The organism is Flavobacterium ardleyense, assembly GCF_033547075.1.
In the GTDB taxonomy this organism is placed as follows: domain Bacteria; phylum Bacteroidota; class Bacteroidia; order Flavobacteriales; family Flavobacteriaceae; genus Flavobacterium; species Flavobacterium ardleyense_A.
The window spans coordinates 3,174,397-3,185,123 of the sequence record NZ_CP137891.1 but is presented as its reverse complement, the minus strand read 5'-3'; the positions used below and the strand labels follow the sequence as shown (position 1 = coordinate 3,185,123).

At 34.1% G+C, this 10,727-nt stretch carries 12 protein-coding genes; 8 read left to right on the top strand and 4 right to left on the bottom strand.

What is annotated here, in order from left to right:
• The first annotated feature begins 86 nt into the window (after window positions 1–86).
• Window positions 87–491, top strand: a complete 405-nt coding sequence (locus tag SBO79_RS13935) for an acyl-CoA thioesterase (protein ID WP_318641004.1) — start codon at window positions 87–89, stop codon at window positions 489–491.
• Between the two features lie 16 nt (window positions 492–507).
• On the opposite strand, the gene SBO79_RS13930 is transcribed toward SBO79_RS13935, so the two are convergent.
• Both SBO79_RS13930 and ribD read right to left on the bottom strand, forming a co-directional pair.
• Window positions 508–1,119: an IMPACT family protein gene (locus SBO79_RS13930; protein ID WP_318641003.1), complete on the bottom strand. Its 612-nt coding sequence runs from the start codon at window positions 1,117–1,119 to the stop codon at window positions 508–510.
• On the bottom strand, window positions 1,107–2,171 hold the full coding sequence (ribD, locus tag SBO79_RS13925; protein WP_318641002.1) for a bifunctional diaminohydroxyphosphoribosylaminopyrimidine deaminase/5-amino-6-(5-phosphoribosylamino)uracil reductase RibD: 1,065 nt from the start codon (window positions 2,169–2,171) through the stop codon (window positions 1,107–1,109). The genes SBO79_RS13930 and ribD overlap by 13 nt, the downstream gene beginning before the upstream one ends.
• 174 nt (window positions 2,172–2,345) lie before the next feature.
• Between ribD and hisS the strand changes: the two genes are divergently transcribed.
• Complete coding sequence (gene hisS, locus SBO79_RS13920; RefSeq protein WP_318641001.1) at window positions 2,346–3,719, top strand: histidine--tRNA ligase; 1,374 nt, start codon at window positions 2,346–2,348, stop codon at window positions 3,717–3,719.
• Between the two features lie 6 nt (window positions 3,720–3,725).
• Here the strand turns inward: hisS and SBO79_RS13915 are convergent, their stop codons facing one another.
• Window positions 3,726–4,211 carry a DNA-deoxyinosine glycosylase gene (locus SBO79_RS13915; protein WP_318641000.1) on the bottom strand — a complete coding sequence of 162 codons (486 nt, stop codon included), beginning with the start codon at window positions 4,209–4,211 and terminating at the stop codon, window positions 3,726–3,728.
• Window positions 4,212–4,314: 103 nt separating this feature from the next.
• Between SBO79_RS13915 and prmC the strand changes: the two genes are divergently transcribed.
• Complete coding sequence (prmC, locus tag SBO79_RS13910; RefSeq protein ID WP_318640999.1) at window positions 4,315–5,163, top strand: peptide chain release factor N(5)-glutamine methyltransferase; 849 nt, start codon at window positions 4,315–4,317, stop codon at window positions 5,161–5,163.
• A gap of 1 nt (window position 5,164) precedes the next feature.
• On the opposite strand, the gene SBO79_RS13905 is transcribed toward prmC, so the two are convergent.
• On the bottom strand, window positions 5,165–6,403 hold the full coding sequence (locus SBO79_RS13905; RefSeq protein ID WP_318640998.1) for an ABC transporter permease: 1,239 nt from the start codon (window positions 6,401–6,403) through the stop codon (window positions 5,165–5,167).
• Between the two features lie 346 nt (window positions 6,404–6,749).
• On the opposite strand from SBO79_RS13905, the gene SBO79_RS13900 reads away from it, so the two are divergent.
• The 5 genes from SBO79_RS13900 (at window position 6,750) to SBO79_RS13880 (ending at window position 10,498) form a co-directional block, all read left to right on the top strand.
• Window positions 6,750–7,067, top strand: a complete 318-nt coding sequence (locus SBO79_RS13900) for a YtxH domain-containing protein (RefSeq protein WP_318640997.1) — start codon at window positions 6,750–6,752, stop codon at window positions 7,065–7,067.
• Window positions 7,068–7,131: 64 nt separating this feature from the next.
• Window positions 7,132–7,476 carry a phage holin family protein gene (locus SBO79_RS13895; RefSeq protein WP_318640996.1) on the top strand — a complete coding sequence of 115 codons (345 nt, stop codon included), beginning with the start codon at window positions 7,132–7,134 and terminating at the stop codon, window positions 7,474–7,476.
• Between the two features lie 2 nt (window positions 7,477–7,478).
• The gene (locus SBO79_RS13890; protein ID WP_318640995.1) at window positions 7,479–7,904 is read left to right on the top strand and encodes a hypothetical protein; all 426 of its coding nucleotides are present in this window, start codon (window positions 7,479–7,481) and stop codon (window positions 7,902–7,904) included.
• 147 nt (window positions 7,905–8,051) lie between these two features.
• Complete coding sequence (locus SBO79_RS13885; protein WP_318640994.1) at window positions 8,052–8,609, top strand: helix-turn-helix domain-containing protein; 558 nt, start codon at window positions 8,052–8,054, stop codon at window positions 8,607–8,609.
• Between the two features lie 167 nt (window positions 8,610–8,776).
• The gene (locus SBO79_RS13880; protein ID WP_318640993.1) at window positions 8,777–10,498 is read left to right on the top strand and encodes a sensor histidine kinase; all 1,722 of its coding nucleotides are present in this window, start codon (window positions 8,777–8,779) and stop codon (window positions 10,496–10,498) included.
• Window positions 10,499–10,727: the final 229 nt, after the last annotated feature.

The following is a 10,727-nucleotide window of genomic DNA, read 5'->3' as shown; positions in this document are numbered from 1 at the left end:
TAAAAAAAAATTTTCAGCTGGTTGATTTAATTAAAATAAAGTCGTAAGGAGTCAAAAATTCAGCTAATTTAAAACCAAAATAAATTATGAGAGAGCATTTTTCAGAGGTACGCGTAAGGTATTCAGAAACAGACCAAATGGGTGTGGTTTATCACGCTAATTATTTACCCTATTTTGAAATCGGAAGAGTGGAATGGCTTAGAAGTCAAGGGATTTCGTACAAAAGCATGGAGGAGCGAGGTGTTGCGTTGCCGATTGTAAATTTGAATTTGAATTACAGAAAATCTGCACGATATGATGACATTCTGACCATTAAAACTGCCTTCAAGTCACAAAGTTCTGTGAAGATTGAATTTGATTGCGAAATTCGCAATGAGCAAAATGAGTTATTAACAACAGCGAGCTTTCTTTTGGTGTTTGTGGACATGAAAACAGGTCGCGCAACAGCCGCGCCCGATTATATAAAAGAGATTCTTGACAAAATTGAATAGTAAAATATTACAAAGGTTATTCCTTTATTTTTAATTCAACTTCGTGCAACGATTGGAAACTCTCTAAAACTTGCTCAGCATTCTTTTTGCGCGTTGCTATTTCGATTAAACAGCGCATTTCCATCGTTTGAGAAATAACATCCAATCGCTTTTCTTTAATAATACGCATTACTTTGTTAATGACCGCATAGTCAAAGGAAAGTAGGAAATGTATATCAATTGTCTTTTGGACGATTTCGGAATTTTCTAAAACTAGTTGAGCCGCCGTTTTATAAGCAGAGATAAGTCCGCCAACCCCCAACTTTGTTCCGCCAAAAATTCTTGCTACCACAATTAGAATGTTAGTTACGTCAAATGACTGAATTTGACCATAAATAGGCATTCCTGCTGAATTACTAGGTTCGCCGTCGTCGTTTGCACGAAAGTATTTGGTGTCGGTACCAGTTTGATAAGCGTAACAGAAATGCCCTGCAGTTGGATGTTTCTTGCGTAGAATTTCGAGATGCGCTTTTACATCGTCCTCATTTTCGATTGGAAATGCATAGCCGAAGAATTTGCTGTTTTTCTCTTTGAATAATATTGGCTCGGCTTCAAACTCAATGGTATTGTAAGTATCTATTTCTTCCAAGATTGATTTGAGTTTAGCATAACTGATAATTTATCAGTTAATATATTTTCGGTATATTTTAGTTTTCCACTGATATTTGGAGCGCTAATCCCAGTTGATAAATCAATTTGACCTTCAAAAACTCTGGCTTCGTCCCAAAGATCTGCATCTACAAAAGTTTGTAAAGTGTGTTTTCCACCTTCAACAATTACCGAAAGGATATTGTGCTTTCGCAAAATTGCCAATAGTTGTGGCAACAAATCTCCTGGAGTGACAGTTTCTATGATTATTCCTTCGGCCGACGCTATATCCAAATTTTGAGTAATCAGAATCGTTTTCGCGGAAGCGGAATTAAAAATAGCTGCGTTTGGCGGAACAATTCCTTGGCGATCAATTAAAATTTTAACCGGACTTTTTCCTTTCCAATCTCTAGCGTTCAAACTTGGATTATCATCAAGAGCGGTATTTGTTCCAATCAAAATCGCTTGTTCTTCGGTTCGCCATTTGTGAACAAGTTGACGTGAAATTGGATTGCTGATCCAAACAGGTTCGATTTTCTCTCGCTGACTTTTATCTGGAGCAATAAATCCGTCACGACTTTCGGCCCACTTGAGAATTATATAAGGTCTCTCTTTGTTATGAAATGTAAAAAAGCGTTTGTTGAGTTCGTAACATTCTGATTCGAGAACGCCAACTTCGACTTCAACTCCTGCATTTTGTAACTTCAGAATTCCCGCGCCACAAACTTTCGAATGCGAATCGATTATGCCAATTACAACTTTTATAATTTTATGTTGTATAATAAGATCACTGCAAGGTGGCGTTTTTCCAAAATGGCTACAAGGCTCAAGATTTACGTACAAAGTAGATTTGGTCAATAAATTTTTGTCTTTCACCGAAGCAATTGCATTAACTTCGGCGTGACCTTCGCCTGCTTTTTGATGCCAACCTTCGCCGATGATTTTGCCATTATACACAATCACACTTCCCACCATCGGATTTGGATAGCAGTTTCCCAAAGCATTTTTGGCAAGTTGCAAACAGCGCTGCATATATTTTTCTGAATTCTTCACTTTACAAAAATAGGTTTAAATGTCAAAATGCTGTTGCTTTTCGGGTATTTTCAATTGAAAATGTCATTATAAATTTAGCGAAAGCAAAAAAATACTTTAAAATCTAAAAGCAATGCCAAGGACAATTGAAGGCAAATAAAAATACACGATATTTGCAGCACAATTTAATTTATTATGGCACAGAAACCAAGCATACCAAAAGGAACTAGAGATTTTTCACCTTCAGAAGTTGTAAAACGTACTTATATAATGGACATTATTAAAAGCCATTTTGTGCGATTTGGATTTAATCCAATTGAAACTCCGTCGTTTGAAAATTCTGACACTTTGATGGGAAAGTATGGAGAAGAGGGCGATCGTTTGATTTTTAAAATTTTGAATTCTGGCGATTATTTGGCGAAAGCGAATGAGCAATTTTTGAATGAGAAAAACAGTACAAAATTGACTCCTTCCATTTCTGAAAAGGCACTTCGTTATGATCTGACTGTGCCGTTTGCGCGTTATGTTGTGCAGCATCAAAATGAAATTACGTTTCCTTTTAAGCGTTATCAAATTCAGCCAGTTTGGCGTGCGGATAGACCACAAAAAGGGAGATTTAGAGAATTTTTTCAATGTGACGCTGACGTTGTAGGCTCGGCTTCGCTTTGGCAAGAAGTAGAGTTAGTGCAATTGTACGACGCAGTTTTTACTGAATTGGGGATTGACGGCGTAGTAATAAAAATAAATAACCGAAAAGTTTTAGCTGGAATTGCCGAAGTAATTGGTGCGAAAGATAAGCTAATCGACTTTACGGTTGCGCTGGATAAATTAGACAAAATCGGTGAAGATGGAGTGGTAAAAGAAATGCTTGAAAAAGGAATTTCTGAAACGGCAATTGAGAAAATCCGTCCATTGTTACACCTTTCGGGTTCTATCGAATCTAAATTGGAGGAACTTGCAAAACTGCTTTCTGAATCTGAAGAAGGCACAAAAGGAGTTGAAGAACTTCGTTTTATCTGTTCTAAAATTCAAGCTTTAGGACTTGGCAAAACTGTTTTGGATCTTGATGTTACTCTTGCCAGAGGATTAAATTATTATACAGGAGCTATTTTTGAAGTAGCTGCTCCAGCTTCTGTAGGTCTAGGGTCAATTGGTGGTGGAGGTCGTTACGATGATTTGACCGGGATCTTTGGATTGAAAAACATTAGTGGTGTTGGAATTTCCTTCGGCTTAGACCGAATTTATTTGGTGCTAGAAGCTTTGAATCTTTTTCCGGAAACTGTAAATTCTGTTGCCAAGGCGTTGTTTTTAAATTACGGAGAAGATGAATCGCTGTTTGCAATGCAGGCAATTACAAAGTTAAGAGCCGCAGGATTGACGGTTGAATTGTATCCAGACAAAGCTAAAACTGCAAAACAACTTCAATATGCAGACAAACGAGGAATTCAGTTTGCGGTTATTTGCGGAGAAGATGAAATTGCTCAAAATAAATATGGACTTAAAAACTTAGCGACTTCAGAGCAAGTTGAATTGAGTTTTGAAGAATTGCAGAAAGCTTTCTCAAATTAGTTTAGATTATTTCAAATAGGAAAGAAGCTCTAACCAAAGTTCTGTTTTTTCAGCCAAATTAAGATGAGCATTGGCACCGCTTGGGGATGGAAGCGTTAAATATTTTAATTGAGGCGGCGGTGAAACATATTTTTTGAAATATGCCGCCGCTGCTTTACTTGAAAAAACAATAGTTGAAATTTGGGGATGATTTTCAAGAAATTCTGAAAAGTTGTTTGGAACTTCATTTTTAATCTTGCTATCCAAACTGCCTTCGCGCTCGCAACTTTGAATCACATCCCAGAGAGCGAGATTGTTTTTGAGAATTAATTCTTTGCGGACTTCATAGTCGGTAGAAAATTCGTGATCAAAAATTTGGAATAGAATTCTCCAGAAATGATTTCCTTTATTTGCATAATATTGCTGTTGCAAAAGTGACTGTTCGCCAGGCATTGTTCCTAGAATTATTACTTGGCTATTTTTTGAAACAATAGGAGCTAAGGCAGTTTTCATTTTCAAGATTATTGATTAACTCAAATATACAATCTGCAAAGCGCATCCTTTTTACAATATCTTTTAAAATATTATATCTTTCAAAAACTTATATAAAACTAATATGTTACTTAGAGACTTTAGAACTAAATTTCGCGAAAGCCTTTCGTCAATCTACGACTTGCAGGAAGTGGATAGTTTTTTTTATTTGATTTTAAATAATTTTCATCAAATGTCGAGAGTTGATTTAGCTTTGAAGCCAGATTTTGAAATTGACGAACTCGAAATTCAAAAGTGGAAAAATATAATTAACCAACTTCAATTGCAAAAACCCATACAATATATATTAGGAGAGACAGAATTTTATGGATTGCGTTTTAAAGTAAATTCTTCAGTATTAATTCCCAGACCTGAAACGGAGGAATTGGTGGATTGGATTTTGAAAAATAATTCGAATAAATCTAAGCAGTTACGAATTCTTGATATTGGTACAGGGAGCGGTTGTATTCCAATTACGTTAGCAAAAAATCTAAATAATTCGGAGGTTTCAGCCGTTGATATTTCGAGAGATGCGCTGAAAGTGGCAGAAGTTAATGCTGAGATAAATAAGGTAAAAGTCAATTTTATCGAAATGGATATTTTAAAAACTACAAAATTATCTGAAACGTATGATATTATCGTCTCCAATCCACCTTATGTTCGTGAACTAGAAAAGCAGGAAATGCATAAGAATGTATTGGAATTTGAGCCTCATATTGCACTTTTTGTCGAAGATGAAGATCCATTGTTATTCTATTTAAAAATCACACAACTTGCCAGCAAAAGTCTTTCGGAAGGCGGACAACTGTATTTTGAAATAAATCAATATCTCGGCGAAAGGATGGTTCAATTACTAAGCGATTATAAATTTCGAGACATCGAAATTCGCAAAGATATTTTTGGGAATGACCGAATGATTTTTGGCCGAAAATAATTTATTCATAACGCAAAGCTTCGATTGGATCTAATTTTGAAGCTTTAATTGCTGGGTATAAACCAGAAACAATTGCAACCAAAAATGTTGTTGCAAATGCTGCGAAAATTGCCAACCACGGAATTACAAAGGTGAAATCTAGCGCCAAGCCGATAAAAAAACCAATAAGAATACCCAATATTATACCTAAAAAGCCCCCCATTTGCCCTACTATTAGCGTCTCGATAAAAAATTGAGTTGCAATCGTTACTTTTTTGGCGCCAAGAGCTTTCCGTACCCCAATTTCGCGCGTTCTTTCTGTAACCGATACAAGCATAATATTCATCAGGGCAATTGACGAACCAAATATTGTAATGATTCCAATGATCCAAGCGGCCCATCCTAAATACTGCGTAAGATCTAGAATTCTGTTGATCAAATCGTCGCTTCTAGAAATTCCAAAATCGTTTTCTTCGATTGGATTTAACTTACGAACCTGTCGCATTGTTAAGATAGCCTCATCTACTGCTTGATTTAACAACTCTTTTTTGTCCGTCATTATACTTAGAGAGTAATTGATATTTGGAGATGTATAAATTGATCGAGCTAGTTGAATAGGAATTAAAATACGCAGGTCTTGGCTATTGCCAAAGGTAGAACCTTTCTCTTTTAAAGTTCCGATGACTTTAAATTTTGAACCTCGAATAGAAATCACTTTATCTATAGGGTTGACATCCTTAAAAAGTGCTTTTTCTAAATCGGAGCCGATAACGCAAACATGCGAATTATTTTGTATGTCAAATCGAGTAAAGTTTCTACCTAAAGTAGTTTGTAATCCAGAATTTACTAAATAATATTCATCTACTCCCAACACCGAAATTTCGGGATCAGTTTTTTTTGAATCATATTTTACTTCAGCAGCCGCAGTAGCTGTAAATGAGATTGAAGTATGCGTTGTTGGATAATTGTATCTTTCTGAAAATTCTTTCACTTGAGTATAGGAGAGAACTGGATTGATTTTTCGCTCTTCATTACTTTTTAAGTTTTCTTGCGAATCGTATCTACTAATATTAAAGGTATTTGAACCCATTGTAGCAAAATCTGATGACAGCGTATTTTCTAATGCCGCAACTAGCGTTAAAATACCAACTAAAGCTGTAATGCCCACAGCAATGATAAGGACGGTGAGAATGGTGCGCAGTAGTTGTGATCGAATCGAAGTGAAAGCAATTCGAATGTTTTCTCGAAACAGTTTAAACATAGTTTTAAAATATGGCACTAAAATAATCATATATTTTCCTATAAGCACAATGAGTCTTAGAAAAGAATTCATGATTTGCATTATCACATTTGAAAAGAGGATTTTTTCTGAATAAAACATCAAAATATCATGCATCTGTAAATGTTATAAATTTTGAAGTCGATTGTGTAAAAAATCTGACAAGAATTTGCTGATATTTGTAATGTTGATTTAAGATAACAATTCGATTAACGAGATAAGTTGAAGGGATTATTGCTATGAAAAAGATTTTAAAACCAGAAAACTATCTAAACAATTATTACCAAAAAATTATTACCAAAAATTATTAACAAAAAAACCAAACATTATGAAATCAGGTAAAGTATTATTAGGAGCATTAGCAGGAGTAGCAATTGGAGCAGTAGTAGGAGTTTTATTAGCACCAGAAAAAGGAGCAGACACAAGAAAAAAAATCTCTAAAAAAAGTCAGGATCTTGCAGATGATATGAAATCACAAGTAAGCGGACTTAAAGATAAATACAACGATCTTGTAGAAAAAGTTGAAAATAAAGTTGACTCTTTTGCAAATAAAGGTGGAGATTTAGTTGACAATGCTAAGAATGAGCTTAAAGGAGCTGCAAACGATTTTAAATCTGCTGCACAAGGTCAAGGGAATCAGAGATAATACTGATTTTTAAAAGTATAAGGGCGTCACAATGGCGCCCTATTTTTCAAATAACCTTTATACAATGATGGAAGATAAATCAAAAATTGAGCAAATATACGAGCGAGTTGAACAGTATGTTTCAACTTCTGTTGAATTGTACAAATTAAAAGCCCTACAAAAGGTGGCTGAAACAGCTACGTCCATTCTTACTTCAGTAATATTGGCGATCTTTGGTTTACTATTTCTATTATTTGTAAGTATTGGTCTAGCAATTTATTTAGGAGAAGTTTTAGGGAAAATGCATTATGGATTTATGATTGTTTCAGGTATTTATTTACTATTTGCGGTCATCGTCTATGCACTGCGAGCTCAGGTGCTTAAAGATAAGGTAAACACTTATATTGTGCGTAAAATTTTTAAAGATTAAATATGGAAACTAAAAAAAACATTATAGATCAATTGTCATTATCTCAAGCTATTGCTGTGCTAGAAATACGACAACGAGAAGAAAAGTTTCTAATTAAAGAGGAAGCAACTGAATTTGTAGACAGTTTGAAGCCTGTTAATCTTTTGCGTAGCGTGGTAAGATCTGTAAGAGATTCGCCAGAAACTAAAGATGACATTATTCACGGAGTTGTGGGTTTGGGGACAGGTTTTCTTGCCAACAAAGTGTTACTAGGATCACTACAAGGTCCATTGAAAAAGATTTTAGGTTTTGTAATGCAATCGGCAATAACGAGTGCCACGGTTAAATATCCTGAAGTTATCAAGAATAAAGGGATAGATATTTTTAAAAATTTCTTACATGCCATCAAGATTAAACCAGATTCTGATAAAGTGGAGTCTTTTTATTAAATAATAGTATTATCCCGCAAATTAATGAAGAAGCTATGAAACATAGTTTCTTTTTTTTTGTTCAAAAATTAAATAGAACTTTTTTTCAAGTTGATTTGCAGAAATAATTATAGTACATTTAAATCCTAAATAAACCAGTTTAACACTATGAAATTTTATATAAAAATAGACACCAACACAGCCTGTCAAGCAATTGTAAAAGAGCAATTTGAAGCCCGTGGAATTGACTTCGAATTGTTAAACAGCAGCGAAGTGACAATTAAGAAACAAATAGCAAATGAGCAACTTGCCGCGTTGGAATCTGATTTGTCGCAGTACGGTATCGAATTAATCAGCAATCCTAAAAATCAATTAATACAGAAAATAAAGGATACCATTGTAACTTTGGTTCATGAGCCAGATATGCCCTTGACCACCATTTCTGTTTATTTGTCAGATAAACTCAACCTTAGCTATGGCTATATTTCCAACTTATTTTCTGAATACACCTTCAGTTCAATTGAGAATTACTTCATAATTCAGAAAATAGAACGTGCCAAAAAATTGATTATTGAAGAAGATTTAACTCTAACCGAAATTTCATATAAATTGAATTATAGCTCAGTAGCGCACTTATCTGGTCAATTTAAAAAAACCACAGGTCTAACACCATCAATGTTTAAACGTATTATTGAAAAAAGAAGAGAGAGTGCTGAGATTAGCTAATATTTTCATTTTACTAAATCTTACTATCAGTAAGTAAAGCTTTTTAAAATACTACCTCCAGATGTTTTATGAATCGATTTAAAAGAAACAGCTCTTTAATAGCCAAAATTGCCCTTACTGTAGCTTTACTTTTAGTTGCATACGTTTCTTTTGTATTTTTTCAGCAAATGCAAAACCTCGAGAAATCGGTGGTTGCTATGTCGGAATCTAGTTCGAGATTGATGGAATATGAGCAAGTTCTTTCTATTCTTTCTGTCAATGAGTCTAGTTTACGTAGTTTTATTATAACTAAAGACAGCTCGTATATCAAAGAGCGATTCTATCAAAAAAATTCTGTTCTTCCCATCCTTACTCGGATAGAAAATGCGGGTGTTGATACAGCCTATGGTGTTACTAATGATAGTTTAATAAAATTGATTGACGTTCGCTTTGCATTATTTGATTTGGTTTTGGATGAGTCCAAAGATGTTTCAAAAATAGAAAGTATTAAAATCGCGGAAGTGCTGCAAAGAGGAGATATTATTTCGGATCAGCTGCGAGAATATATACGGGCTTCTGTAAATACGGAGGTCACTAACTTAAAACTATTTAAAATTAATCATCATTATGAGCTACAGACTTCAATTGTAACAACATTTTTAATTGTGACCTTGGCATTGTTTATAATTTTAGTTTCTATAAGTCAGATTAATTCTGATGTTAAGAAATTGAAGAGAGTGAACAGCGAACTGAGTTTTTTAAATTACACTTTTAATAAAGCAGAAAAAATTGCAGGAATCAGTCACTGGAAGTATAATGTAGAGCAAAGGAAATTTACTTTTTCGGATAATTTTTGGTCTTCGGTTGAAGGTTTTAACAGTAATCTTCAAATGGGTGTAGCGCAGGTCTTCAAGAGAATACATCCCGAAGATAAAAGAAAAGTTATTACTACTTATTCTGAGTCATTTGATAAGTTACTTCCCACTTCTATAATTTTTCGGATTTTTACTGGTGTAGATGAGTTGCGATATATTAAAGCGGTAGGCAGCTATGTGCAAAATGACGAAGGCGAACATATCAAGATTGCAGTAAATTACGATATTACAGAGCAATACTCTGCCAACCTCGAAATGGAGAAAATTAACAATAATCTTCAAACTATCAATGATGAGCTTGAGTCTTTTAATAATATTGTAAGTCATGATATGCAAGAGCCTCTTCGAAAAATCCAGATGTTTATCTCGCGAATAGAATCAGACGAAATTAAAAAGCTCTCTCCAGCAGCTCAAGGTTATTTTGATAGAATAAGTTTTGCGGCAAATCGAATGCAAAACTTAATGATCGACTTGGTTAATTATTCACAATCTGTAAAAGGAGAAAAAATTTTTGAAAGAGTCGATCTTAAAGGTCTTGTTGGTAAGGTTGTAGATATGCTTCCTTTAGAAATAGAAGAGCACAAAGTAAAAATTGAAATCGGCCAATTGCCAGAAATTATAGGACTGCCCTTCCAACTACAACAACTTTTTGTAAATTTAGTAAGCAACGCCATCAAATTTGGCAAAGAAGATGAAACGAATTTAATTCAGATTTATCTGGATGAATCAGAAAAAAGTGAAGAGCGAGATTTACTTCGATTTCCAAGGGAAGACTTTTATAAAATTGTTATTTCTGATACGGGTGTTGGTTTTGAGCAGCAATTTGCCACCAAAATTTTCAAGCTATTTAGAACCTTGAAGAAAGCCTCTCAGCAGAAGGGCACTGGCATTGGACTTTCTATTTGCAAACGCGTTATGGATAATCATAACGGTTTTATTTTCGCACAAGGAAAAACTAATCAAGGCTCGAAATTTATTCTATATTTCCCTAAAAATTTGTCTACAAATCATAATCCTCTGCACGACATAATCTGAAATAGAAATCTAAAAGTTTAATGATGTTATTCAAATTAACACTGCTTTTACAAAATTATTTTTTTAGATTATCAATAGCTGTAAAAGTAATAATTTAGTTAAATATTCTATACTAAGTAACTTTGCTAGTATTATTTCCTAAAATAAGTAGAAAATTCACTTTATCCATATTTTTTAATTTAAAAATCGGCAAATTTTTAATTTAATTTCTCTACATTAGATGTTATAA